This window comes from Nocardia cerradoensis NBRC 101014 (assembly GCF_000308535.1).
Taxonomy (GTDB): domain Bacteria; phylum Actinomycetota; class Actinomycetes; order Mycobacteriales; family Mycobacteriaceae; genus Nocardia; species Nocardia cerradoensis.
In genome coordinates, this window is the sequence record NZ_BAFW01000037.1 from 24,407 (window position 1) to 46,095 (window position 21,689).

The 21,689-nt window shown below is 68.4% G+C and carries 28 protein-coding genes; 17 read left to right on the top strand and 11 right to left on the bottom strand.

The features are described from left to right. Positions 1-56: 56 nt before the first annotated feature. Positions 57-1,709, bottom strand: coding sequence for a serine/threonine-protein kinase (locus ON23_RS35790; protein ID WP_051042042.1), 1,653 nt, complete (start codon positions 1,707-1,709; stop codon positions 57-59). Between the two features lie 276 nt (positions 1,710-1,985). Between ON23_RS35790 and ON23_RS37735 the strand changes: the two genes are divergently transcribed. From ON23_RS37735 to ON23_RS05410, 7 genes are all read left to right on the top strand, one after another. Next, positions 1,986-2,441, top strand: coding sequence for a DUF1707 SHOCT-like domain-containing protein (locus ON23_RS37735; protein WP_039776748.1), 456 nt, complete (start codon positions 1,986-1,988; stop codon positions 2,439-2,441). Next, positions 2,441-2,779 carry a hypothetical protein gene (locus ON23_RS05390; RefSeq protein ID WP_036498424.1) on the top strand — a complete coding sequence of 113 codons (339 nt, stop codon included), beginning with the start codon at positions 2,441-2,443 and terminating at the stop codon, positions 2,777-2,779. Before ON23_RS37735 ends, ON23_RS05390 begins: the two co-directional genes overlap by 1 nt. Positions 2,780-2,910: 131 nt before the next feature. After that, the gene (locus ON23_RS37740; RefSeq protein WP_157170172.1) at positions 2,911-3,135 is read left to right on the top strand and encodes a hypothetical protein; all 225 of its coding nucleotides are present in this window, start codon (positions 2,911-2,913) and stop codon (positions 3,133-3,135) included. Positions 3,136-3,252: 117 nt separating this feature from the next. After that, the gene (locus ON23_RS05395; RefSeq protein ID WP_223273384.1) at positions 3,253-4,050 is read left to right on the top strand and encodes a biotin--[acetyl-CoA-carboxylase] ligase; all 798 of its coding nucleotides are present in this window, start codon (positions 3,253-3,255) and stop codon (positions 4,048-4,050) included. Positions 4,051-4,079: 29 nt separating this feature from the next. Further along, positions 4,080-4,628, top strand: a complete 549-nt coding sequence (locus ON23_RS05400; RefSeq protein WP_039776749.1) for a PH domain-containing protein — start codon at positions 4,080-4,082, stop codon at positions 4,626-4,628. Positions 4,629-4,688: 60 nt separating this feature from the next. Beyond that, entirely contained in the window at positions 4,689-5,366 is a 678-nt protein-coding gene (locus ON23_RS05405; RefSeq protein ID WP_030513615.1) for a response regulator transcription factor, read from the top strand. A 6-nt stretch (positions 5,367-5,372) separates the two neighbouring features. Further along, positions 5,373-6,683, top strand: a complete 1,311-nt coding sequence (locus ON23_RS05410; protein ID WP_039776750.1) for a sensor histidine kinase — start codon at positions 5,373-5,375, stop codon at positions 6,681-6,683. Positions 6,684-6,692: 9 nt separating this feature from the next. On the opposite strand, the gene ON23_RS05415 is transcribed toward ON23_RS05410, so the two are convergent. Next, complete coding sequence (locus tag ON23_RS05415; RefSeq protein WP_039776751.1) at positions 6,693-7,238, bottom strand: GtrA family protein; 546 nt, start codon at positions 7,236-7,238, stop codon at positions 6,693-6,695. A 151-nt stretch (positions 7,239-7,389) separates the two neighbouring features. On the opposite strand from ON23_RS05415, the gene ON23_RS05420 reads away from it, so the two are divergent. From ON23_RS05420 to ON23_RS05440, 5 genes are all read left to right on the top strand, one after another. Then, positions 7,390-8,592, top strand: a complete 1,203-nt coding sequence (locus ON23_RS05420) for a 5-(carboxyamino)imidazole ribonucleotide synthase (RefSeq protein ID WP_039776774.1) — start codon at positions 7,390-7,392, stop codon at positions 8,590-8,592. Continuing rightward, positions 8,585-9,121, top strand: coding sequence for a 5-(carboxyamino)imidazole ribonucleotide mutase (gene purE / locus ON23_RS05425; protein WP_051042044.1), 537 nt, complete (start codon positions 8,585-8,587; stop codon positions 9,119-9,121). Before ON23_RS05420 ends, purE begins: the two co-directional genes overlap by 8 nt. A 49-nt stretch (positions 9,122-9,170) precedes the next feature. Then, positions 9,171-9,851 carry a TetR family transcriptional regulator gene (locus ON23_RS05430; protein WP_039776752.1) on the top strand — a complete coding sequence of 227 codons (681 nt, stop codon included), beginning with the start codon at positions 9,171-9,173 and terminating at the stop codon, positions 9,849-9,851. 183 nt (positions 9,852-10,034) lie between these two features. Further along, positions 10,035-11,192, top strand: a complete 1,158-nt coding sequence (locus ON23_RS05435; RefSeq protein WP_039776753.1) for an acyl-CoA dehydrogenase — start codon at positions 10,035-10,037, stop codon at positions 11,190-11,192. 301 nt (positions 11,193-11,493) lie between these two features. Continuing rightward, positions 11,494-11,802: a hypothetical protein gene (locus ON23_RS05440; protein ID WP_039776754.1), complete on the top strand. Its 309-nt coding sequence runs from the start codon at positions 11,494-11,496 to the stop codon at positions 11,800-11,802. A gap of 22 nt (positions 11,803-11,824) precedes the next feature. Here the strand turns inward: ON23_RS05440 and ON23_RS05445 are convergent, their stop codons facing one another. From ON23_RS05445 to ON23_RS05455, 3 genes are all read right to left on the bottom strand, one after another. After that, a complete protein-coding gene (locus ON23_RS05445) occupies positions 11,825-12,115 on the bottom strand; it encodes a GNAT family N-acetyltransferase (protein WP_039776755.1) in 291 nt (96 codons plus the stop codon). A gap of 43 nt (positions 12,116-12,158) precedes the next feature. After that, positions 12,159-12,479 (bottom strand): hypothetical protein, encoded by a 321-nt coding sequence (locus tag ON23_RS05450; protein ID WP_039776756.1) that lies wholly within the window; start codon positions 12,477-12,479, stop codon positions 12,159-12,161. Positions 12,480-12,588: 109 nt separating this feature from the next. Then, positions 12,589-13,947 (bottom strand): FAD-binding oxidoreductase, encoded by a 1,359-nt coding sequence (locus ON23_RS05455; RefSeq protein WP_039776757.1) that lies wholly within the window; start codon positions 13,945-13,947, stop codon positions 12,589-12,591. A 50-nt stretch (positions 13,948-13,997) separates the two neighbouring features. Between ON23_RS05455 and ON23_RS05460 the strand changes: the two genes are divergently transcribed. Next, positions 13,998-14,318 carry a GroES family chaperonin gene (locus ON23_RS05460; protein WP_030513633.1) on the top strand — a complete coding sequence of 107 codons (321 nt, stop codon included), beginning with the start codon at positions 13,998-14,000 and terminating at the stop codon, positions 14,316-14,318. Between the two features lie 47 nt (positions 14,319-14,365). On the opposite strand, the gene ON23_RS05465 is transcribed toward ON23_RS05460, so the two are convergent. Continuing rightward, positions 14,366-15,829 (bottom strand): MFS transporter, encoded by a 1,464-nt coding sequence (locus tag ON23_RS05465; protein WP_039776758.1) that lies wholly within the window; start codon positions 15,827-15,829, stop codon positions 14,366-14,368. Positions 15,830-15,986: 157 nt separating this feature from the next. Here ON23_RS05465 and ON23_RS05470 point away from each other — a divergent pair, with 157 nt between their 5' ends. Further along, positions 15,987-16,574, top strand: coding sequence for a TetR/AcrR family transcriptional regulator (locus ON23_RS05470; RefSeq protein ID WP_039776759.1), 588 nt, complete (start codon positions 15,987-15,989; stop codon positions 16,572-16,574). A 12-nt stretch (positions 16,575-16,586) separates the two neighbouring features. Here the strand turns inward: ON23_RS05470 and ON23_RS05475 are convergent, their stop codons facing one another. Further along, positions 16,587-17,231 carry a cysteine hydrolase family protein gene (locus ON23_RS05475; RefSeq protein ID WP_039776776.1) on the bottom strand — a complete coding sequence of 215 codons (645 nt, stop codon included), beginning with the start codon at positions 17,229-17,231 and terminating at the stop codon, positions 16,587-16,589. 9 nt (positions 17,232-17,240) lie between these two features. Further along, positions 17,241-17,567, bottom strand: a complete 327-nt coding sequence (locus ON23_RS05480) for a YciI family protein (protein WP_039776777.1) — start codon at positions 17,565-17,567, stop codon at positions 17,241-17,243. A 67-nt stretch (positions 17,568-17,634) separates the two neighbouring features. Here ON23_RS05480 and ON23_RS05485 point away from each other — a divergent pair, with 67 nt between their 5' ends. Further along, the gene (locus ON23_RS05485; protein ID WP_039776778.1) at positions 17,635-17,967 is read left to right on the top strand and encodes a winged helix-turn-helix transcriptional regulator; all 333 of its coding nucleotides are present in this window, start codon (positions 17,635-17,637) and stop codon (positions 17,965-17,967) included. Positions 17,968-17,992: 25 nt separating this feature from the next. On the opposite strand, the gene ON23_RS05490 is transcribed toward ON23_RS05485, so the two are convergent. The 3 genes from ON23_RS05490 to ON23_RS05500 are packed head-to-tail and all read right to left on the bottom strand — an operon-like array spanning position 17,993 to position 19,956. Then, positions 17,993-18,643, bottom strand: coding sequence for a Type 1 glutamine amidotransferase-like domain-containing protein (locus ON23_RS05490; protein ID WP_039776760.1), 651 nt, complete (start codon positions 18,641-18,643; stop codon positions 17,993-17,995). 6 nt (positions 18,644-18,649) lie between these two features. Next, positions 18,650-19,489 carry a maleylpyruvate isomerase family mycothiol-dependent enzyme gene (locus ON23_RS05495; protein ID WP_039776761.1) on the bottom strand — a complete coding sequence of 280 codons (840 nt, stop codon included), beginning with the start codon at positions 19,487-19,489 and terminating at the stop codon, positions 18,650-18,652. Continuing rightward, positions 19,486-19,956: an HIT family protein gene (locus ON23_RS05500; protein ID WP_039776762.1), complete on the bottom strand. Its 471-nt coding sequence runs from the start codon at positions 19,954-19,956 to the stop codon at positions 19,486-19,488. Before ON23_RS05500 ends, ON23_RS05495 begins: the two co-directional genes overlap by 4 nt. 248 nt (positions 19,957-20,204) lie before the next feature. On the opposite strand from ON23_RS05500, the gene ON23_RS05505 reads away from it, so the two are divergent. Beyond that, complete coding sequence (locus ON23_RS05505; RefSeq protein WP_373282167.1) at positions 20,205-21,371, top strand: Re/Si-specific NAD(P)(+) transhydrogenase subunit alpha; 1,167 nt, start codon at positions 20,205-20,207, stop codon at positions 21,369-21,371. Further along, a complete protein-coding gene (locus tag ON23_RS05510; protein WP_039776763.1) occupies positions 21,371-21,688 on the top strand; it encodes an NAD(P) transhydrogenase subunit alpha part 2 in 318 nt (105 codons plus the stop codon). The genes ON23_RS05505 and ON23_RS05510 overlap by 1 nt, the downstream gene beginning before the upstream one ends. Position 21,689: the final 1 nt, after the last annotated feature.

The window sequence follows — 21,689 nt, forward strand, 5'->3', positions numbered from 1 at the left end:
CGGGTCTCCCGGGCGGGCAGGCGGCGACGCTCGTCGGCGGCCGATCGCGGGACGGGTTATCGGCTCGCGCCCTCGCAGGCGGTGGCGTCCTCGGCGCACGAAACGCGGTCGGTACGCGGTGTACCGGGACTGCCCTTCTTTGCCGGGGCGGGGTGGTGCTCCTCGGAATGCGCTGCGGGATGGGGAAATGGGAGCGGCGGCGGCAGAATGTTCGTCGGGAAGGGGAGCGTCCAGCGCGGTGGGATGACCGTCGTGGTGTATTCGGGTTCCGGGGTGGCCGGCGCCGCGGTGGTCGGCGCGGGAGTGTTCACCTCCGTCCGGGTGGTCGACGGCTGGTCGGACGGAGTGCGGGAGCCACTGCTGAGCAGGGCCGTGCATCCGGCGACGACCGCGAGGGCGAGGATGGCGGCGCCTATCAGGGCGGCGGCGACGACGAGAGTCGGGCGTCGTGGCGACGCGGCCGGAACATGCTGTGCCGTAACCGATTTCACCGGAAGCGACGTGCTACCCACCAGAGTGGGCCGGGGGTTACCGGCGGACGGCGGATTCGGCCGGGCGGACACCGCGTGATCTGCCGGGGCCGCCGGCGGACCAACGGGTGCGCTCGCGTCCGGCAGGACACGAGTAGCCCGGACCGGGACAGGCGGCCGGTCGGATGCCATGCCTGCGGGTTCTGAGCCGACTCTTCTCGTTACGGGTGCGGGCCCGGGGTGCCCGTAGGCGGCGGGTGCGGGGCTGGAGTAACCCCTCGGGGCCGGCGCGGCGTCCTGCCGGGTCGCCGCGAAGGTGGGGCCGGTCGCCCCAGGCGCAGGGCTGATGTACCTGGTCGCGGATGCCGACCCCAGCCGCGTCGTGGGTCCCTGTTCGGATTGCAGCAACGGCGGTGTGCGATCGGCGATCGTCATTCCGACGGCGGCCCGGGCCGCGGCCGCCAACTCGCCCGCGGTGCGGTAGCGGTCGCCGGCACGCTTGGCCATACCTCGCGCGACCACCGCGTCGAGGGCGGCGGGGATGTGCGCATCGGCGGCGGAGGGGCGCGGCGGGGCTTCGTGCAGGTGGGCGTGCAACTGCTGTACGGCGTCGGTATCGCCGAACGGCCTTCGCGCGGTGAGACATTCGTACAGCACGCACGCCAGCGAGTACACGTCCGAGCGGGAGTCGCCGTGCCCGGTGAAGCGTTCCGGCGCCATATAGGCGAGCGTGCCGACCGTGAAACCGGTTGCGGTGATGGTGGTCTGCCCGGCCGCGCGGGCGATGCCGAAATCGATGAGGTAGGCGAATCCGCTGGTGTGCACGATGATGTTGGCGGGCTTCACATCTCGATGCACCAGCCCGGCCGCGTGCGCGGCATCGAGCGCCTCGGCGATCTGCGAGGTCAGCTCGACCGCCTCCGCCGGCTCCATCGCGCTCGACCGCACCAGCCGCGCCAGGTCCACGCCCGGGATGTAGGCCATATCCAGATACAGCCGTCCGGCGTATTCGCCGAACCGATGGATCGGCGCGATATGCGGATTGTCCAGATGCGCCCCGATCCGGGCCTCCCGCTCGAACCGCCGCCGGTAATCCGCGTCCTCGGCCGCACTCCCGGACAGGATCTTCAGCGCGACGGTCCGCGCATCCGCGGGGTCGTACGCCAGCCACACCTCCCCGGCCGACCCCCGGCCGAGCAGTCGATCGAGCCGGTACCGCCCGAATTCCCGCGCGGTCACCGCATCCGCCTGATATGCGTGATATTCGGCCGAAAGCCGCCGGGGACACCGCCGCTCGCCGGTGTCGTCCGCGTCCGGAGCCCCGCGTCGCCGATCTGCGGTCGCGTCTCGGTCGGTTGTGGGGCTCGGCCCGTCGACGCTGCGACGAGCGGGGCGGCGGCGGTGCCGATGCCGCGCTGGCGGAACATGAGACCGACGATAGTGCGGAGATGCGGCCGGCGGTACCGCGGGTGGATCGGGCCCGCTCACCGGCGCGCAGCGCGGTAATCTCGTGCCATGGCTGATTCTCCCGACGTCCGCATCGGTACCGCGGAGCGCGAGCAGGCGATGCAGCGCCTGTCGGAGCACTTCGCCGCCGGTCGGTTGTCGGTCGCCGAGTTCGACGAACGCAGCGGCCTGATCGCCGCGGCGGTGACGCGGGGTGATCTGGCGCCGGTGTTCAGCGACCTCCCGGCCGCCGTACCCGAGCCCCCGGAACCGCCGGAACCGGCCGCGGCCCAGCCGGGCGGGCGCCGCGAATTCGCCGGTCCGATGATGGGCCTGGTGGTGATCCTGGCGCTCGTGCTGTTCTTCACCACCCACACCTGGCTCTGGTTCCTGCTCATCCCCGCGGCGGGCATCATCACCGGCGGCCTGCAGCAGCGCGGCCACGATCGCCGGCTCCTCGGCGGCGATGATCATCGCGCGCTCGACCGCCGCCGCCGTCGGCGCGACCGTCGCCGGAGGTTCTGATGGAGCCGATCGAGATCAACGCCGGCAGTTGGTATCTGCGCGCGCTGCGTGCCGACGACCGCATCGACGATCGCCCGGCACTGGCCGACGGCGGCATCACCGAACCCGGTTATGTCGAACGCCGTGCCCGCGAATGGGCCGAGCAGACCGGCTATTCGTGGGCGGTGTGCGAACCCACCACCGCGGAACTGGTCGCCGAGATCGTGGTGACGCCTCGAGCCGATGGCACCGCGGAGATTTCGGGCTGGTCGCGTGCGGGCTATGATTCCGCGCTGCAGTCCGGCCTGACCGCGGTGAGCCGTTTCGTCGCCGGAGCCTTGGGCCTGCAACCTTTGTGATTCCACCGAATATGCTGTGCCGCAGCGCTTTTCGTGGCGAGCGTCCGGGGCGGCTGACTAATTCGGTGGATTGCCCCGTGCCCGTACCCGTACGGTGAGGACTCCGAAATCAAGCACTGGGGAGGTGCGCGATGTGGGAGTGGAGTAGATCGGTCGCGGAACGGGCTACCGCGACAGCGTGGACCCGGTCGGCCGGAGAACCGGCGCCGACCGTCGTGGATCCGGAGGTCTGGGCCGAGCAGTCGGGGCGGCCGGAAGAGGCCGGCGAACCGGCCTCCGACGCCGTCATGGCATTCGGGGGAGTGGACGGACTCGTGCGCTCGATCCATCTGCCGGAGTACGACCTGGCCCGATGAGACGACCCGGGACGCGGGTGTCGCCGATATGTCGGCACCCGTATCTCGAACGACTTGAGAGGGGCGTCGCGGAGCGGCATATCGGCCGCCCGAGCCCGCAGGAGTAGCCTGCGAGGCGTGCAGAGGCCACCCTTGGACGCCGATATCCTGCGACATGCCGTCGCCGAACAGCCCGACCTGTCGTTCTTCTCCCGTATCGATGTGGTGGAGTCGACCGGTTCGACCAATGCGGATCTGATCGGTGAGGCCGGCGATCCGTCCTCCGATCGGCGGGTGCTGATCGCCGAATATCAGGACAGCGGCCGCGGCCGTCACGAACGTTCGTGGGTGAGTCCGCCGCGCGCGCAGATCGCGATGTCGATTCTGGTGCGGCTCGGCGGTATCGAACCGGCCGTTCTCGGCTGGCTGCCGCTGCTGACCGGTGTCGCCGTCGTGGACGCGGTCCGCGAAACCACCGGCCTGGACGCGAACCTGAAGTGGCCCAACGATGTTCTGATCGGCGGCCGCAAGGTGGCCGGCATCCTGGCCGAGGTGGCCTCCGGTGCGGGCGCTCCGGCGGTCGTCGTCGGTGTCGGGCTCAATGTGAGCCTCACCGAGGACGAACTGCCTGTGCCGCATGCCATTTCACTGACCCTCGCGGGCGCCGAGAACGCCGACCGCAACGCGTTGGTCCTCGCCCTGCTGCGCGCCTTTTCCCGCCACTTCACCGAATGGCGGACGGAGAACTGGAATGTCGGCGCGCTGGCCGACGCGTATCGTGCCCGCTGTGCCACCCTCGGCGCGGACGTGCGGGCGGAATTGCCCGGCGGCGAGGTCCTCACCGGCGTGGCCACCGATATCGACGGCTACGGCCGCTTGATCATCGGTGGCCGTTCGGTATCGGCGGGCGACGTCACTCATCTTCGCCCGGCATAGCGGGACGAATCAGGGGGTAGGGTTCGACTATGGGTTATCCGGAGGAGCTGCTCGCGCCGGACGAGCAGCTGCTACTGCACCGTCATCCGCATTGGAAGATGTTGTTCTTGCCGGCGCTCACCTTCATCCTCGCCACGGCGCTGGCCGGATTTCTGAGCGGGCTGGCCTGGCGCAACACCGAGGGCACCACGCGCAACATCGTTCTCATCGCGATCGTCGTGGTGTGGGCGCTACTGGTGGTGTGGCGTTGCCTGTCGCAGGTGATCCGTTGGAAGTCAACGCATTTCATCATCACCGACCGGCGCGTGCTGGTACGCGAGGGCGTACTCACCCACACCGGCATCGATATCCCGATGAACCGCATCTCCAGTGTGCAGTTCCGCCACGGCTTGTCGGACCGGTTGCTGGGCACGGGCACGCTGATCATCGACGCCGCCTCGGGGGATCCGTTGGAATACGACGACATTCCGAACGTGCAGAAGGTGCATTCGCTGCTGTACCACCAGGTCTTCGACAACCCGCACGGCGATCCGGGCCACGACCAGTATCAGGACCCTCGTTACGGCCGCCGTCGATAGCGGCCGCGGCGGTTCGGTGGCGCACGCCCGATCGGCCCGGTTCGCCAGTAATCTTGTGCTGTGACCGCCGTACTGCTGGCCGAGGACGATGAGGCCATCGCCGCTCCGCTCTCGCGAGCCCTGGGGCGCGAAGGCTATTCGGTAACCGTCGAGAGTTTCGGCCCCGCCGTGCTGCGCCGGGCGCTGGAGGGTGAACACGATCTGCTCATCCTCGACCTCGGGCTACCCGGAATGGACGGTCTGGAGGTGTGCCGCCAGGTACGCGCCCGGGGCGCCGATCTCGCGGTGCTGATGTTGACCGCCCGCACCGACGAGGTCGATTTCGTGGTGGGACTCGACGCCGGCGCCGACGACTATGTCGGGAAACCCTTCCGCCTCGCCGAACTGCTCGCCCGCGTGCGAGCCCTGTTGCGGCGCAGCGGCATCGGCGACGAGGCGGTGGAGATCGGCGGCGTGCGGCTCGAACCCGCCGCGCGCCGGGTACTGGTCAACGGCCACGAGGTGAATCTGGCCAACAAGGAATACGAACTGCTCAAGGTGCTCATCGATCGGGCCGGGCAGGTCGTGCCGCGCGAGACGATCCTGCGCGAGGTGTGGGGCGATGCCGATCTGCGCGGCTCCAAGACCCTCGATATGCACATGTCCTGGCTGCGCCGCAAGATCGGCGACGAGGGCCCCGTCGCGGAGCGGCGCATCGTCACCGTGCGCGGTGTCGGTTTCCGCTTCAATACCGATTGATCGCCGATGCGGCGCCGAATTCTGCTGTCCATGCTGGCGGCCCTGACCCTCACCACCGTGGTGCTGGGTATCCCCTTGGCGTTCACGGCGTGGCAGTGGGTGGCCGACATCACCCGCAGTGACCTGCGCGCCCGGCTGGATCGCATGTCGGTGGAGATCGTCGGCCAGGAGCGTGACGACGGATTGGTCCACGGCGTGCTCGACCTGCGCTCGGTGCGGCCGCTGATCCCCGCCGGCGGACGGCTGACCATCATCTATCCGACGCCCGAGGACGCCGCGCTGCGCGTGGACGCGGGTGCGCCGGAGGTCGAGAACCCGGTGGTGGAATCGCTGTCGATGGGCACGTCCGGCTCGCTGCGACTCGAGGTGCCGGCCGCCCCCATGCATTCGATGCAGCGGCAAGCGGTGGGCGCGGTGGCACTGGTGGCGCTGGCCTCCCTGGCCGCGGGCGCCGCGGTGGCGGTGGTGACCGCGCGACGGGTCGCCGATCCGCTGCGCGATGTGGCCGCGCGCGCCGCGCGGCTTGCGAAGGGCGATTTCCGGCCCGATCCGCGCCGACACGGGATCACCGAACTCGACCGCGTCTCGGATGTGCTCGATTCGGCGACGGTGGAGATCGCGGGCCGGCTGCAGCGCGAGCACGCGCTGGTCGCCGATGTCTCCCATCAGTTGCGCAGTCGCCTGACCGCGGTGCGGCTGCGCCTCGACGAATTGTCGGCGCATCCGGATCCGGCGGTCGTCCAGGAATCGGAGGAGGCGATGGCGCAGGTCGACCGGCTCACCGAGGCGATCGACGAATTGGTCCGCGATTCCCGCGACCAGGACGCCGCCGATCACGAACCGGTTCCGGTGGTCGCCGAATTGCGCGGGGTGGTCGCCGAATGGCGGCATCCCTTCGCCGAGGCCGGGCGCAAGCTCGTGCTCTCCGGCGATCCGGGTCTGCGCGCCCCGGTGACCGGATCGCGGTTGCGTGAGGCGGTGGCCGTACTGGTCGACAACGCGCTGGTACACGGCGGAGGTGACTGCTCGGTGTCGGTGCGCACGGTCTACGGCGGGCCCGACCGGGAACCGCTGGTGGCGGTGGAGGTGGCCGATGAGGGCGAGGGAGTCAGCGACGAACTGGCGCCGCACATCTTCGACCGCGGCTTCTCCGGCGCCGGATCGACCGGGGTGGGGCTGGCGCTGGCGCGTGCGCTGATCGAAGCCGACGGCGGCCGCCTGGAACTCCAGCGACGGCGGCCGGCGCTGTTCGCGGTATTCCTCGGTAAGCCGACCGCGGGGCGGTCGGGTAACGGCGTCATCGGGGAGCCCCGCTGAACGACGGGTTCAGCTGAAGCCGAGCGGTTTCTCTTCCTCGTACAGCTCTTCGAATTCTTCGACCAGCGCATCGATTTCGTCGGGGAACACCCAGCGCTTCATCGCCCAGAATCGGAACACCATCTGCAGGATGTTGCCGATGATGAAGGCGCTGACGAAGTCGGCGATGTTCTCCACGGTCAAGCTGACATCGGGGACGTGCAGGTGGAAGAAATACCGCGAAACCCAGAGCGGGAGATTCGACAGCAGCACGCCGATGGCGCTGACCATGAAGAACAACAGGGCTTCGTGGTGTTTCTCACGACCGCCGCGACCCTTGAACGACCATTCCCGGTTCAGGATGTAGGACGCGATGACCGCGATAACCCCAGAAATGATCTTGGCCGTGATCGGTTTCGACTCGAGAACCGTCAATTTGAGGATGTAGAAGATACCGCTGTCGATGACGAAAGTGGTCGCTCCGACAATCGCGAACTTGATCAGCTCGTGATGGCGAATAGCGAGGTCCCGAAGTGTTTTCGGCAGGATGTTGACCACATCGTCGACAAATGGCACCCGGTGAGTCTACGTCCGTCCCGCGCTGGGCAATCAACCCGCACTCACTCCCGCGTGTGGGCGCATGACAACATGGTGGGCTGTGAGCGAGCGTAGTGGGCCATCGATGGACCCTTCCACCGGGGTGCAAGAGGTTGCCGAAGGTGAACCGATGCCGGTTTCGCGCAGTTTCGAAGGCGGTGGAATGCCGACCGTCGCGATGATCGGCGGCGGGCAGCTGGCGCGGATGACGCATCAGGCCGCCGTGGCGCTGGGGCAGTGCCTGCGGGTCCTGGCCGAGCGACCCGACGATCCGGCGGCTCAGGTCAGCCCCGAGGTGGTGCTCGGATCGCACACCGATCTCGCGGCGCTGCGCAAGGTTGCCGTCGGTACGCACGCGGTGACCTTCGACCACGAACATGTGCCGACCGAACATCTGCTGGCGCTGGTGGCCGAGGGTGTGAACGTGCAGCCGCCGCCGGCCGCGCTGGTCTACGCCCAGGACAAGCTCGCGATGCGGCGCAAGCTGGCCGGGATGGGCGTGCCGGTCCCGGCGTTCACGGCGGTCGAGACCGTCGCGGACGCCACGGGCTTCCTCGCCGAGCACGGTCCGTTCGTGCTGAAGGCGGTGCGGGGCGGCTACGACGGGCGCGGCGTGTGGATGATCGACGACGCCGCCGAGGCGGAACGCATCGTCACCGATCAGCTCGGGCACGGTGTGACGTTGCTCGCCGAGCAGCGGGTGGATCTGAAACGTGAGCTCTCGGCGATGGTGGCGCGCTCGCCGTTCGGCCAGGCCGCGGCCTGGCCCGTGGTGGAGACCGTGCAGCGCGAGGGCCAGTGCGCCGTGGTGATCGCGCCCGCGCCGCAACTGTCGGACGAGGCCGCGACCGAGGCCGAATCGCTGGCCCTGCGACTGGCCGCCGAACTCGGCGTCACCGGTGCGATGGCCGTCGAGCTGTTCGAGACCCACGCCGGTGACCTGCTGGTCAACGAGCTGGCCATGCGGCCGCACAATTCCGGGCACTGGGGGATGGACGGCGCCGTCACCGGACAGTTCGAACAGCATCTGCGCGCGGTGCTCGACTATCCGCTGGGCGCCACCACGCCGCTGGCGCCCGTGACGGTGATGGCGAATATTCTCGGCGCGGCCGAGGCGCCGTCGATGTCGATGGACGAGCGGCTGCATCACCTCTTCGCCCGGATCCCGGAGGCGAAGGTGCACCTCTACGGCAAGGGCGAGCGCCCGAAGCGCAAGATCGGGCATGTGAACATCCTCGGTGACGACGTGGCCGAGGTGCGGGAGAAGGCCGAACGGGCGGCGCACTGGATGTCGCACGCGGTGTGGACCGATGGATGGGATCCCCATGAGTAACGCAATCGGGTTCGATGGTCGCTCCGCGGGCACCGCTGCGGCGGTCGGCCTGATCATGGGCAGCGACTCCGACTGGCCCACGATGGAAGCGGCCGCGGAAGCGTTGGCGGAGTTCGGGATTCGCTTCGAGGTCGGTGTGGTCTCGGCGCACCGCACGCCACAGCGCATGCTCGACTACGCCCGCGACGCCGCCGGTCGCGGCGTCAAGGTGATCATTGCCGGTGCCGGTGGCGCCGCGCACCTGCCCGGTATGGTCGCCTCGGCCACGCCGCTGCCGGTGATCGGTGTCCCGGTACCGCTGAAGTATCTCGACGGCATGGATTCCCTGCTGTCGATCGTGCAGATGCCGGCCGGCGTTCCCGTCGCCACGGTCTCCATCGGCGGCGCCCGCAACGCGGGCCTGCTGGCCGTCCGCATCCTCGCCGCCGCCGACCCCCAGCTGCGCACCCGCATGGAACAGTTCCAGGCCGACCTGGAGAAACTGGTCCTCGACAAGGACGAAGCCCTGCGCACCCGCCTGCTGGGTTAGTCGTCGGCGCGCGCGGGATCTTCCCGTACGGCACAGCTACCGTTGTGGGGTGCCCAGCGACAATTCGACCCCCGTCCGTGCCGCCGACGCCGCGGAGTTCCGGCTGGCCGTGGTCGATCACGCGTTGCGGCTGTTCGCGGAACAGGGGTACGAGGCGACCACGGTGGACGAGATCGCGGAGGCGGCGGGGATTTCGCGGCGCACGTTCTTCCGGCAGTTCCGGTCGAAGGAGGATGTGGTCTTCGCCGACCACGAGGAGCAGCTCGCCCGGGCGAAGGCGTATCTGACCGCGGCGCAAGGTGACCCGTGGGATGCCGTGCGGGAGGCGGTGGTCGGGATCTTCGAGCGGTTCACCGAGACCAGGGAACTGGCCGCGCGCCGCTACCGGGTCGTGCGGCAGGCGTCGGCGCTGCGCGACCGCGAGATCGTGACCGTCTTCCGGTACGAACGGCTGTTCACCGACTATCTGCGCGATCGGCTGCCCGAGGTGCCCGATCTGGCGCTGATCCAGTTCAGTGCGGCCGTCACCGCCACCCACAACTATCTGCTGCGCCGCATGGTGCGTGGCCGATCCGAGGCGAGCGCCGCCGATCTGCGCGCGGCGGTGCGGGCGATCGCGCCACCTGGTCCGGCGCCGGATCCGGCCGAGCTGGTGGTGGCGGTCTTCCCGCGCGCGATGCCCGCCCGGCAGGTCGCCGACCTCCTGGCCGACCGTCTCGATAATCTGTGACCCGGGCCGGCGATGTCGCGGTTTGGCACTGAGTGCCAGCGAAGATTCCGGGTATCTCCTCACGTTGTCGCGATTCGGCAGCGTATACTCGGATACGACTGGCACTGAGTGCCGAGGTGCGCCAGTGTAGTGCCGGAATTCGCGGACCAGGCGAACCGAACCCCCACGACCAGGAGTGAACGCATGGCGGGCAACCCCGATTTCGATCTGTTCAAGTTGGACGACATCCACGACGAGCTGCGCGCGGCGATTCGCGGCCTGGCCGAGAAGGAGATCGCCCCGCACGCCAAGGATGTCGACGGCAACGCCCGCTTCCCGAAGGAGGCCCTGGACGCGCTGAACGCCGCGGGCTTCAACGCGGTCCACGTCCCCGAGGCCTACGGCGGCCAGGGTGCCGACTCGGTCGCGACCTGCATCGTCATCGAAGAGGTCGCCCGCGTCTGTGGTTCGTCCTCGCTGATCCCGGCCGTGAACAAGCTCGGCACCATGGGCCTGATCCTGCAGGGCTCCGAGGAGCTGAAGCAGAAGGTGCTGCCCGACCTCGTCGAGGGCAAGATGGCCTCCTACTGTCTGTCCGAGCGTGAGGCCGGCTCCGATGCGGCCTCCATGCGCACCCGCGCCAAGCGCGACGGCGACGACTGGGTGATCAACGGCTCCAAGTGCTGGATCACCAACGGCGGCCAGTCCACCTGGTACACCGTGATGGCCGTGACCGATCCGGAGAAGGGCGCCAACGGCATCTCCGCGTTCATGGTGCACAAGGACGACGAGGGCTTCGTGGTCGGCCCGCTCGAGCACAAGCTGGGCATCAAGGGTTCGCCGACCGCCGAGCTGTACTTCGAGAACTGCCGCATCCCGGGCGACCGGATCATCGGCGCCGAGGGCACCGGTTTCAAGACCGCGCTGCAGACCCTCGACCACACCCGGCCCACCATCGGCGCGCAGGCCGTCGGTCTGGCGCAGGGCGCGCTGGACGCCGCGATCGCCTACACCAAGGACCGCAAGCAGTTCGGCAAGGCCATCGCCGATTTCCAGAACACCCAGTTCATGCTCGCCGATATGGCGATGAAGGTGGAGGCCGCGCGCCTGATGGTCTACACCTCGGCCGCCCGCGCCGAGCGCGGCGAGAAGAACCTGGGCTTCATCTCCGCCGCCTCCAAGTGCTTCGCCTCCGATGTCGCGATGGAGGTGACCACCAACGCGGTGCAGCTGTTCGGTGGCGCCGGCTACACCACCGACTTCCCGGTGGAGCGGATGATGCGCGACGCCAAGATCACCCAGATCTACGAGGGCACCAACCAGATTCAGCGTCTGGTCATGTCGCGTCAGCTGCTGCGCTGATCGCACGGTCGTCCGAGGGCGTGGGCGGTGCCGGGTGCCGTCTCGGCGCCGCCCGCGTCACCTTGTGACATCGAACCGAAGCGGCCGCACCTCCTGGCGCGTCGCGCGCGGCGGGTTGTCAGGGCGCGTTACGGTATCGAAGCGCCGAATTCAGTGAATTACCGGCAATTTTCGCTGGTAGAACGGTAGTGCCCCGAAAATCTCTGCGAAGTACTTTCATCTGCAATTTCAAATGTTCGTTCAATCGCAATCGGGCGAATTCGGAATTGTCCCAACGGCTTTCGCAGCGCACTATTGATGCATGGCAGGCGTGGAGATCACCGACAGGTTCGTCCGCCGCACTCTGGACAACGGCCGAATCGAAGAGGTCACCTGGCTGGAGCTGACCGAGGTGCGGATCATCACGACCGCCGACGGCCCCTTCGCCGACGATGTGTTCTTCGTGCTGATCGGTGTGCGCGGGAACGGTTGCGTGGTCCCGCATTCCGCTGCCGACACCGAGTTCCTGGCCCGCCTGCAGAAACTGCCGGGCTTCGACAACGCCGCCGTGATCGAGGCGATGGAGACGGTCGGGGACCGGCAGTTCCTGGTCTGGCGGCGCCGCGTCTGACGCGGCCGCCGGAATATGTCCGCTAGGCGACCAGGTCGGCGTATTCGCGATGGTCGCCGATGTACTGCTCCACGTACCAGCAGGTCGGCACCACCGCGAAGCCGTTGTCGCGGCAGTCGGTGAGCGCGTAGTCGACCAGTTGCGCCGCCACCCCGCGCCCGCGGAACTCCGGGAAGGTGAGGGTGTGGTTGAGATCGCGAATCGGCTTCTCGCCCGCGCTGCTCTCGTTGTAGTCCGCGTAGCCCGCGAGGGTGTCGTCGATGTAGATCTCGTAGCGGCCGGCGGCCGTATTGTGCTCGAGCCTGGTCGTCATATCAGGTGGAACCGCCGTCCCGGGCCGATTTGTTCCACGCGGGTCAGCTCCCGCAGACCCGATTGAGTTCGTCGGTGAAGGGCTGCAGATCGGTGACGCTGTCGTCGATCAGGGCATCGGCGTATCCGGTGATCGCCGCCCGCTCCTCACCCGCGGCGAGATCGCCGACGGTCCACAGCCGATCGTGCAGGGCCCGGGCCGTCTCGGCGTCGAATGTGCCGCCGCTCATCTGCACTCCCGCGTTGACCATCGCGATGGCTCGATCGCAGGCCGGAGACTTCGCCTCGGCGGTGGCCGTCGGCAGAAGCAGCAGGGAAGCGGTCGTGACAGCGGCGAACACGACGGCGGGCAGGCTCTTGATCATGGGTCCTCGGGAGGCTTTCGATAGGGGCCGCTCACCAGGCGAGCGAACCGAGATCTCGCAGCCTAGCCGCCGACTGTCCGGTTTGCGAGATTTTTCCGGCTGCGGGGGTTCAGAGCACGGCGCCCGGATTGAGAATGCCGTGCGGGTCCAGGGCGTCCTTGATGCGCCGAGTCAGATCCATCACCTCCGGACCGACCTGGTCCGGCAGCCACGCTTTCTTCAACCGCCCGACCCCGTGCTCGCCGGTGATCGTGCCGCCCAGCGCGATGGCCAGGTCCATGATCTCGCCGAAGGCCTGATGGGCGCGTGCGGTCTCGTCCGCGTCGGCGGGGTTGTAGACGATCAGCGGGTGGGTGTTGCCGTCACCGGCGTGCGCGATCACCGAGATCAGCACCTCGCGCCGCTCGGCGATCTCGGCGATCCCCGTGACCAGGTCGCCCAGGCGCGGCAGCGGGACGCCGACGTCCTCGAGCAGCAGCGGGCCCTTGCGTTCCACCGCGGGGATCGCGAATCGCCGTGCGGCGCAGAACGCTTCGCCCTCCTCCGGGTCTTCGGTCCGGAAAACCTCGGCGGCTCCGGCGCTTTCGCAGGCCTCGGCGATGATGGCGGCCTCCCGCGCGCGGAATTCGCCGGGGGCGTCGGAGCGGGCCACCAGCATGGCGGCGGCCTCGCGATCGAGTCCCATCCGCATTTCGTCCTCGACCGCGTTGATCGCCACCGAGTCCATGAATTCGAGCATCGAGGGACGCAGCCGGGCCGCGACCGCCTCGATCGCCGCCGTTGCCGCGGTGAGGGTGGAAAACGTGGCGACCACGGTGCTCTGCTGCGGCTGCGCGGGCAGCAGGCGCAGCGTCAGCTCGGTGATGATGCCGAGGGTGCCCTCGCTGCCGACGAACAGTTTGGTCAGCGAGAGCCCGGCGGAATCCTTGAGCCGCGGCCCGCCCAGCCGCACCACCGTGCCGTCGGCGAGCACCACTTCCATACCCAGGATGTAGTCGGTGGTGACGCCGTATTTCACGCAGCACAGCCCACCGGCGTTGGTGGCGGCGTTGCCGCCGATCGAGCAGATCTCGAACGACGACGGATCCGGCGGGTACCACAGTCCGTGTTCGGCGGCGGCCCGTTTGACCTCCGCGTTCAGCAGTCCGGGCTGAGTCACGGCGGTGCGGGTGACCGGATCGACCGTGATCTCGCGCATGCGCTCGGTGCTCACGAGCAGGGCGCCGTCCTGTGCGGTCGCGCCGCCGGACAGTCCGGTCCCGGCGCCGCGCGGTACGAGCGGGACCCGATGTTCGTGTGCCCAGCCGACCACGGTCGCGACCTGCTCGGTGGTCAGCGGCCGCACCAGCGCCGCCGGCATGCCGGCCTGTGGATCGAGTGCGCGGTCGTGGCGGTACCCGGCGAGGATGTCGGGATCGGTGACGACCGTGCCGTCGGGAAGCCGGTCTGCGAGTGCTGCGATGTCCACACTCCGAACCTACGTGCTCGCACGGGATCCGTGCGCAGTACACTGCCGCGGTGTCCGATGCCAAGCTCGAGATCCAGATGCTCCACGACCGGATCATGGTTCGCGTCTCCCAGGAGGAGGGTGAACGACGCAGCAGCGGCGGCATTCTGATTCCCGCGACCGCGCAGGTGGCCAAGCGGCTGACCTGGGGTGAGGTCAGCGGGGTCGGTTCGCACGTGCGCAGCGTGGGTGTCGGCGACCGCGTGCTGTTCAGCGCCGAGGATCAGTTCGAGGTGGAGGTGCAGGGCCAGGCCTATCTGGTGCTGCGCGAACGTGATCTGCACGCGGTGGCCAGCGAGCGCCCCGAACACGGCACCGGCCTCTACCTGTAACCGCCACGGCGATGCCCCCGGTCGTGCGGCCGGGGGCATCGAGCCGTTCAGCGGGTTTGCCGCGGCAGCGCCAGCGCGGCGGCGAGCACCACTGCGAGGACCACGATGCCGGCCACCGCGGCCATCTCCATGGCGGTCACGTAGCTGCCGGTGGTGTGCACCGCGCCCAGCGCCGAGAAGAAGATGACGCCGAGAACCGTTGCGCCGATGGCATTTCCGAACTGCTGCGCGGTGGTGAGCACGCCGGCCGCCATCCCGGCCTGCGGTGCGGGGATACCCGAGGACAGCACGGCCGAGACGACCGAGGGGATGGTCATACCGTTGCCGAGGCCGACGATCATCATGCCCGGGATCAGCGCCAGGGCGCTCACCTGTGTGCCCATACCGGCCAGCACCGCCAGGGTGATGCCCAGGCCGGTCAGGCTGGTGCAGGTTCCGATCACCATGACCCGGTTTCCGAAGCGATCGGCGACCCGTGGTGCGAGGAACAGTGAACTGCCCGCGAAGCACAGTCCCAGCGGCGCGAACGCCAAACCCGCACGCAGCGGCGACAATCCGAGTCCGCCCTGCAGCATCAGCGTCAGGCAGAGCATGAAGCCGGCGAAGAAGGTCAGATAGCCGCCCGCGATCACCAGGCCGAGACTGAAGCCGCGTTCGCGGACCATGGCGGTGTCGAGGACCGGTTCCCCGCCCCGGTGTGCCAGCCGGTTCTCGTAACGCAGCGTCGCCAGCAGCGCCGGCGCGGCGGCCGCCATCGACACCCAGGTCCACAGCGGCCAGCCCTCCGGCCGGCCCAGCGTGATCGGGATCAGCAGCAGGGCCAGTGCCGCGGAAATTCCCACGGCGCCAACGGGATCCAAGCGTGCCCGGCGAGTGCTGCCGGCGCGGGGGAGCCAGCGGGCGGCCAGGGCGGCCGCGACCACTCCGATCGGCACGTTGATGTAGAAGATGGTCCGCCAGCCCCAGCCGAACAGATCGGCGTCGAGCAGGATGCCGCCGAGCACCTGGCCCGCGACCGCGCCGAGGCCGATGGTGGCGCCGAACGCGGCCATCGCCCGCGGCCGCTCGAGCGGCGGGAACAGGGTGTTGATCAGCGCGAGCATCTGCGGCACCATCAGCGCCGCGGTGCCGCCCTGCAGCACGCGGGCCCCGACCAGCGTCCAGGCGTCGGTCGCGAGGCCGCAGAGCAGCGACGCCACCGTGAAGGCCAGCATGCCGATCACGAACAGGCGCCGGTGGCCGAACAGGTCGCCGAGCCGCCCGCCCGTGATCAGGCCCGAGGCGTAGGCGAAGCCGTAGCCGCCGACGATCAGTTCGAGCGCCGCTTCGCCGGCGTTCAGGTCGTGTTGCAGTGAAGAGGCGGCGACATTGACGACGAACCAGTCGAACATCGCCATGAACATGGCGCTCAGCACCACCGGGAGAACCCGCCAGCGAGCCGGGTAGGGCACGACGTCGGCCGGCGGTGTGCGCAGAAGCGTTGGGGCGGTAGGGGTTTCGAGGGTGGACATATCGGACTCCCCGGAATCGGTCGAGAGTGTCGGCGGCGCCGCGCTGCGCCACGGGATGCGGATCGCTCTCCGCGAGGGATGTAACTAACCGGTTGGTTAGAACCATTCCAGCGCCCGCGACGTCGTGTCAACCAATTGGTTGGTTAGCATCGATGGCATGCCCCCGCGCGATCCCGAGGCCACCAAGGCCCGCATCTTCGAGGCGGCGACCGAGGAGTTCGCCGCCCACGGGATCGCCGGTGCCCGCGTGGATCGCATCGCCCGCAATGCCAAGGCCAACAAGCAGCTGATCTACGCCTACTTCGGTGACAAACAGCAGCTGTTCGAGCAGGTGCTGGAGAAGGCGATGATCGATGTGGCCGCGGCGGTGTCGACCGATATCGACGATATCGATGCCTGGGTGGACGCCCACATCGCCTACCACCGCGAACATCCGGAATTCCTCCGGCTGCAGATGTGGGAGGCGCTGGAGCTGGCGCCGGATCAGGTCACGGCCGGCGAGGCCCGCGCCCGCCGCTACCGGGACAAGATCGAGAAGGTCGAGGCCGCGCAACGGCGCGGACTGCTGCGCGACGATATGCCGCCCGGATACCTGCTGACCCTGCTGACCGGACTGATCAACTATCAGCAGGCGCTCCCGCAGTCCCGGCGGTTCGTCGTCGGCGGCCCCGACGATCCGGCGGAACTGCGCAACTGGGTGCGCGACGCCGCGCGCCGGATCGTGGCGCCGCGCGAGGACGCCTGAGACGGACGCTCGCTAACGGCGCGCGGTCATCTCCTGCTCGAGGCCGGCGAGATCGGTGGTGAGCGAGCCGCCAGCGAAAGCCATTGCGGCATACGACCGTTCGGCCGCGTCGGGATGTCCGGCACCACAGGCGTCGGTCACCATGATCGGCAGATAGCCCAGATCGATGCCGTGCCGCACCGTCGGCTCGATACCGACCTCGAGGGCGATCCCCGCGATCACGACGGTATCCAGGCGCAGGTCGCGCAGGGCGATATCGAGGGGCGTGCCCGCGAACGCCGACATGGCGATCTTGTCGAAGACCACCTCGTCCGGGCCCGGTGTCAGCTCCGGGACCAGCTGATACCGCGGGGAGCCCTGGGGGAACATCGAGCGCACCCGGCCCGGATCGTCCACCCGCTGCCACGCCATCGCCGTCCGCAGTTGGGATACCCCGGCCGCGGCCGGCGGCAGCGACATGTGCCGGGTGTAGAACACGCGAAAGCCGTTCTCACGAGCGAGGTCTCGGAGCCGGACGCAGGCGTCGACGATCTGCTGCCCGGCGGCGATCTGACCGACGATGCCGACCTGCATGTCGTAGATCAGCACCGCGGCCCGAGCCGGATCGCACGCGTCCGCCACCGTGCGGGGAATGTCGAGTCCGAATGCATGCTGCATATACACTGCTCACCTGGTCCGGTCGTAGGGTTCGCCGGTGTCGACCGACGCGTCCATCAGCGCCTCGAGCGGGAGTGGAGCGGTCACCGGGACGTAGGTCCATTCCAGAAAGCCCTTCTTGGACAACGGGAAATCGTCCACATAGCGCCGGGCCTGCGCCACACTGTCCACCTCGAAGACGATCACGACGCCCGATTCGTCCGCGCGGGCGTAGTTCTCCCGGACGATTCCGGCCTTCCAGAGGCGCCATACATTGGCGACCTCCTCGGGCAGATACGGTGTGATGGTCTCGAGGGTGACGCCGGGTTTGAAGCGGTCGAAGGCGATAACTTTCATGAGGTCCATGCAAGTCCGGTGATTACAGTGTTACAAGGGCGCACTTTTCGGTAAGTAGGTGAACGCGGTGTCGCAGCGGCGGTATTACTGTCCGGTCGAGGTCACTGTCGACCTGATCGGCGGGAAGTGGAAACCGGTGATCCTCGCGCATCTGAAGGAAGGGGTGCGGCGCTACGGTCACCTGCGCCGGGCCATGCCCTCGACCAGTGAGAAGATGCTGGTACAGCAGTTGCGCGAGCTCGAAGCCGACGGTCTCGTCAGCCGGACCGTTTTCGAGACCGTCCCGCCGCAGGTGGAATACGATCTGACCGCCGAGGGGCGCAGCCTGGTTCCGGTGCTGACCGCACTCTACGAATGGGGCGAAAAGCGGTGTGAGCGAACGGGTATCACCCTCGGGTGAGCGGACTCGCGGCCGAAGTGCGGCGTCAGTTCTTCGTGGTGAGTATCTCGGTGCGTTCACCGTCGACCACGACGGCATCGTCGTCGGTCAGCGCCCAGTGCGGCGTTCCCGCCGCGCGTAAGCGCTCGGCCAGGCGGGTGCCGTGCCCGTCCGGATCGGTCCCCGGCGAATCCACATGCGGGACGATCGCCCGGTCCACCACCCCCAGTCCGTCCCAGCGCGGATCGATACCGCAGGCGGCCCGCACCTCGGCCGGATCGTCGGCGTCCTCCAGGCCGTGCAGGTCGGGCGTCAGCAGGCAGGCGCCCGCGCTGTAACCGGTGTAGGCCAGCGCGTCTTCGGCCAGTAACTCGCGCAGAACGAGATCGGCTGCGCTGCGGGCGAATTGGGCCCGCAGGACGAAGGTGTTGCCGCCGCGCACCCACAGCGCCGGATATTCGCGCAGCGCCTGCTCCAATGCGGCGGGGCGGCCGAGGTAATCGCGCAGATCGACCACCTCGGGCCGGAAACCGCTGCGTCGCAGGGGAACCAGATCGCTGGTCACCGCTCCGGACCACGCGGACGGCCACGCGTCGCAGGCATTCGGAATCACCGCGATCGGCCCCGGGCCGCCGACCAGCTCGGCGAACCGGTCGTAGTGGGCGCCGAATCGGTAACTGGACAGGAAGAGTCGCACGGCGAATCAGAGGGTGAACGCGAGATTCGCGGCGATCCGCTCACCCAGTTCGCGATCACCGTCGACCTCGATCTCGTCGCGATGATCCGCGGCGGCGGTGCGTCCGCCGCACAGCCGGGCGAACAGGCCCGACCCCAGCCGGATCACGGTATCGGCCGGACGATCCAGCGCCGCAACGACTTCCGCGCGCCCGTCGACACGAATGAGCACGGTGCGGGCGACCGGACCGGTGGTCTCGATCGTGATGCGCGACCTGTCGGGCGCGCCGCCACGCTTGACCACCACGCGCCCGAGGAAGGGTTCGATCTCGTCCAGTGCGATCTCGGCGCGCCGCCCGCCCTCGTCCATCCCCAGGGCCTTCGCCTCGCCACCGAGCGCGTCGGTGATGTCGAGCTGATGCATCCAGCAGTCGAACAGCCGCACCCGCATGAACCGGCCGTACGACACGACCCCGATCGGGGACTGGATGTCGGCGGCCCAGGCAGCCTCGTCGACGGCGGCCAGCGCGGCGCGGCGGCGACCGGTCACCTCGGTGAACCGGCGCAGCAGTTCGTCGCCGCGCAGCGGCCGTAGCGATTCCAGCCACGTCTCGTTCAGCGCCCCGGTGTCGTTGCGGACGTGCCCGAACGCGCTGAAGTCGCTGTCCACCTGCGGCAGCGGCTCGCCGAGCAGCATCGATTCGGTGCCGACGACGTGGGCGAGTACATCGAAGACCGTCCAGCCCGGCAGCGGTGACGGCAGCCGCCAGCGGTCCTCGTCCAATCCACCGGTCAGTTCCGCCAGCGCATCCCACTGGTCGGAGAGCGCACTGGTCAGTTCGGTGCGGTCGAGTGAGGCTGTGCTCATGAACGAGTCTCCCTGTCGGTCGGATCGAGTCGGTCCGGCTCCGCACCGAGGCGGTCGAGCCCGGTGCGGATCGCGGCCGCCGTGGCCGCCGGATCGTGCGGGCGACGCAGCAGGAAGCCGCGGGCGAAGGTGAACAGGTCACCACCGCGGCGCGGCACCACGTGCAGGTGGACGTGATGCACCGTCTGGAAGGCCGCCTTACCGTCGTTGAGGACGAGATTCGCGCCGTCGGCTCCGAGGTCGCTGCGGCGCAACGCCTTTGCGATGCGATGGCCCACGCGGAACAGGTCCGCCCCCAGGTCGGCGTCGAGTTCGTCGAGGTGGGCGGCATGGCTCTTCGGAACCACCAGGGTGTGTCCCCGGGTGATCGGCCGGATGTCGAGGAAGGCGTACACCCGCTCGTCCTCGTAGATCCGCGTCGCCGGTGCGTCGCCCGCGACGATCCGGCAGAAGATGCAGCCACTCACCAGGCAGACATTACGGCGTAAGGCGCACCCGGCATAGCCCGCTTCTGTGCTGCGTGAACGGGCATTCGGGAGGAAAGGCGTGGTGTGGTGTGACGTTGATCTCAACTAATCTCACCGGCCTGCCGGGTACAGTTGCGAGAATTATTTCGGAACTTACTGGAAAGTAAGTTCCGCTCGGCCAGACCCAACAGGCGGCCCACCTGGACATCAGGGGGCCAGCTTGCCGTCACAAGTAAGGAAGTTGACCAGTGGAGACAACGCAGGGCGCGAACGAGGGCGCGCAGCCCGGCGACGACAGTCGCACGTCGCACCGCACGCGTGTCGGTGTGGTTCGTGAGACCAATGCCGATGAACGACGCGTCGCGTTGGTGCCGAAGATCATCCCGAGCCTGGTGAAGCAGGGTGTACAGGTCGTCGTCGAAGCCGGCGCGGGTGTCGGGGCATTGATTCCGGACGAAGCCTACGAGGCCGCGGGTGCGACGATCGGTGATCCGTGGCAGGCCGAGGTCGTGGTGAAGGTGGCCCCGCCCAACGATGCCGAGATTGCCAAGCTGTCGCGGGACCAGACGCTGATCGGATTCCTGGCTCCGCGCAACGCGGACAACAAGATCGGCGCGCTGCAGGATGCGGGCGTGCGCGCGTTCGCGGTGGAGGCGATTCCGCGGATCTCGCGCGCGCAGGTGATGGATGCCCTGTCCTCGCAGGCCAATGTCGCGGGATACAAGGCGGTGTTGCTGGCGGCGTCGGAGTCGACGCGGTTCTTCCCGATGCTGACCACCGCGGCGGGCACGGTGAAGCCGGCGACGGTGCTGGTGCTGGGTGTGGGTGTGGCGGGTCTGCAGGCCCTGGCCACCGCCAAGCGCCTCGGTGCCCGTACCACCGGTTACGACGTGCGGCCGGAGGTGGCCGATCAGGTGCGGTCGGTGGGTGCGCAGTGGCTGGATCTGGGTATCGACGCGGCCGGTGAGGGTGGTTACGCCCGCGAGCTGACCGATGACGAGAAGGCCCAGCAGCAGCAGGCTTTGGAGGATGCGATCAAGGGCTTCGACGTGGTGGTGACCACCGCGCTGGTGCCGGGTCGCCCCGCGCCGCGTCTGGTGACCGCCGCCGCGGTGGAGGGTATGAAGCCCGGCAGCGTGATCGTCGATCTGGCGGGGGAGACCGGTGGTAACTGCGAGTTGACCGAACCCGGTAAGACGGTGGTTCGCCACGATGTCACGATCTGCTCGCCGTTGAATCTGCCGGCGACGATGCCCGAGCACGCCTCGGAGCTGTACTCGAAGAATATTGCGGCGCTGCTGGAGCTGATGCTGAAAGACGGCAGGCTCGAGCCCGATTTCGGTGACCAGGTGATCGCCGATTCCTGTGTGGCCGGTGCGCCGAGCCGTCCCGCCGACTCCGAGGAGCAGGGCTGATGTATACCGAGCTTTTGGCCAATATCGCGATTCTGGTGTTGTCCGGATTCGTGGGTTTCGCGGTGATCTCCAAGGTGCCCAACACCTTGCACACGCCGTTGATGTCGGGCACCAACGCCATTCACGGCATCGTGGTTCTGGGTGCGCTGGTCACGTTGGGCAAGGTCGAGCACCCGTCGGTGATCACGCAGATCATTCTGTTCGTCGCGGTGGTGTTCGGAACGCTGAACGTGGTCGGTGGTTTCGTGGTGACCGACCGGATGCTGGGGATGTTCAAGGGCAAGAAGCCCGCTGCGGGTGAGAAGGCGGGTAAGTAAC

Bases quoted from the DNA above. Each gene is read 5' to 3' on its own strand.
- ON23_RS37740 (WP_157170172.1), top strand. From the start codon at position 2,911: ATGTGGGAGTGGAGTAGATCGGTCGCGGAACGGGCTACCGCGACAGCG.
- ON23_RS05410 (WP_039776750.1), top strand. From the start codon at position 5,373: ATGCGGCGCCGAATTCTGCTGTCCATGCTGGCGGCCCTGACCCTCACC.
- ON23_RS05435 (WP_039776753.1), top strand. From the start codon at position 10,035: ATGGCGGGCAACCCCGATTTCGATCTGTTCAAGTTGGACGACATCCAC.
- ON23_RS05400 (WP_039776749.1), top strand. From the start codon at position 4,080: ATGGGTTATCCGGAGGAGCTGCTCGCGCCGGACGAGCAGCTGCTACTG.
- purE (WP_051042044.1), top strand. From the start codon at position 8,585: ATGAGTAACGCAATCGGGTTCGATGGTCGCTCCGCGGGCACCGCTGCG.
- ON23_RS05440 (WP_039776754.1), top strand. From the start codon at position 11,494: ATGGCAGGCGTGGAGATCACCGACAGGTTCGTCCGCCGCACTCTGGAC.
- ON23_RS05450 (WP_039776756.1), bottom strand. From the start codon at position 12,479: ATGATCAAGAGCCTGCCCGCCGTCGTGTTCGCCGCTGTCACGACCGCT.
- ON23_RS37735 (WP_039776748.1), top strand. From the start codon at position 1,986: ATGGCTGATTCTCCCGACGTCCGCATCGGTACCGCGGAGCGCGAGCAG.
- ON23_RS05470 (WP_039776759.1), top strand. From the start codon at position 15,987: ATGCCCCCGCGCGATCCCGAGGCCACCAAGGCCCGCATCTTCGAGGCG.
- ON23_RS05475 (WP_039776776.1), bottom strand. From the start codon at position 17,231: ATGCAGCATGCATTCGGACTCGACATTCCCCGCACGGTGGCGGACGCG.
- ON23_RS05390 (WP_036498424.1), top strand. From the start codon at position 2,441: ATGGAGCCGATCGAGATCAACGCCGGCAGTTGGTATCTGCGCGCGCTG.
- ON23_RS05495 (WP_039776761.1), bottom strand. From the start codon at position 19,489: ATGAGCACAGCCTCACTCGACCGCACCGAACTGACCAGTGCGCTCTCC.
- ON23_RS05465 (WP_039776758.1), bottom strand. From the start codon at position 15,829: ATGTCCACCCTCGAAACCCCTACCGCCCCAACGCTTCTGCGCACACCG.
- ON23_RS05510 (WP_039776763.1), top strand. From the start codon at position 21,371: ATGTATACCGAGCTTTTGGCCAATATCGCGATTCTGGTGTTGTCCGGA.
- ON23_RS05480 (WP_039776777.1), bottom strand. From the start codon at position 17,567: ATGAAAGTTATCGCCTTCGACCGCTTCAAACCCGGCGTCACCCTCGAG.
- ON23_RS05445 (WP_039776755.1), bottom strand. From the start codon at position 12,115: ATGACGACCAGGCTCGAGCACAATACGGCCGCCGGCCGCTACGAGATC.
- ON23_RS05420 (WP_039776774.1), top strand. From the start codon at position 7,390: ATGCCGGTTTCGCGCAGTTTCGAAGGCGGTGGAATGCCGACCGTCGCG.